This is a genomic window from Yersinia sp. 1252 StPb PI (genome assembly GCF_048593885.1).
GTDB classification, from domain to species: domain Bacteria; phylum Pseudomonadota; class Gammaproteobacteria; order Enterobacterales; family Enterobacteriaceae; genus Yersinia; species Yersinia enterocolitica_E.
On record NZ_JAZGQE010000394.1, the window covers coordinates 1 to 1,092 of the forward strand.

The window sequence follows — 1,092 nt, forward strand, 5'->3', positions numbered from 1 at the left end:
TAATATGATAATTTCTTACACATCATTATTTCATGCTATCTTTGAAAAAAACGGCGTGGATTATTACCACAAGGATAGAGATGGGAATACTGTCTATATAGATGGCGAAGAAAAGGCATGGGAGTTAAAAGAATGCTTCGAAAAATACTGGCATGGCATTGAGTCACCGGTAAAGTCTAATTTATCGTTTCTTATTGGACTTCGTAATAAAATTGAACATAGATTCCTTCCGATTGTTGACTTAATGTGTAGTGGTGAATGCCAAGCAGCATTAATAAATTATGAAAATCTGTTAACAAAGGAATTTGGTGATAATCATGCTTTATTAGTTAACTTGGCTGTTACAATGCAATTAAGCCGTGCTTCGATGGAGGCTAAGGTTGAAGCATTGAAACAATTCCAATCTCAAAACTACATGATTATCAGGCAGTTTATGGAGAGTGAACGTCAAGCACTTAGCGCTGAAATGCTAGAAAGCCAAGAATATAGAATAAAGGCATTTTTAATTCCAAAAATTGGTAACCATGCTGTCACCTCAGATATTTCAATTGAATTTGTTAATTTTAGGAAGTTAAGCGAAGAAGAGAAAGCGCAATATGACCAAGGGATAGCTTTTATTAAAGAAGTCCAGTCACCATACATACATAAACCTTCGGACATTGTTTTAAAAGTTAAAGAATTACATCCTTTTTTTAACATGGCATTGCATACAAAATGTTGGAAGTTTTTTGAAGCACGACCAAACATCTTAAACTCAACCTATAAGGGAGTCTATGCAGGGTTTGTTCTTGGATTCAATAATTACTTATACACTAGTGATTGGATAGCTTTTTTAAACGTTGAACTATCAAACTTAGAACGTTTGCAAAATATTAGGGAAGTTTAATTTCTTGGAGGATAATCAATGAAGAGCTATTTTTTATTGAAAAAAGATTGGGGATTCACTCAAGCTATTGAAGAGATAAATAAACGTTATAGACCTGGTGGAATTAGCTCAGGATTAGCTAGAAATGTACAAATTGAAAACTGGGGAGTTCTTGTTGGAAGAACTAGAGCTTTAGCAGAAATAAATTTAGCTATCGAGGAAGAGGG

General features: G+C 34.0%; 2 protein-coding genes. Both read left to right on the plus strand.

All coding sequences use genetic code 11. The features are described from left to right. Positions 1-886, plus strand: an 886-nt coding sequence (locus V2A85_RS23855; protein WP_420072575.1) for a DUF3644 domain-containing protein, incomplete at its 5' end; no start/stop codon positions are given. Between the two features lie 18 nt (positions 887-904). Next, a partial coding sequence (locus V2A85_RS23860; protein ID WP_420072576.1) for a hypothetical protein occupies positions 905-1,092 on the plus strand: 188 nt, incomplete at its 3' end.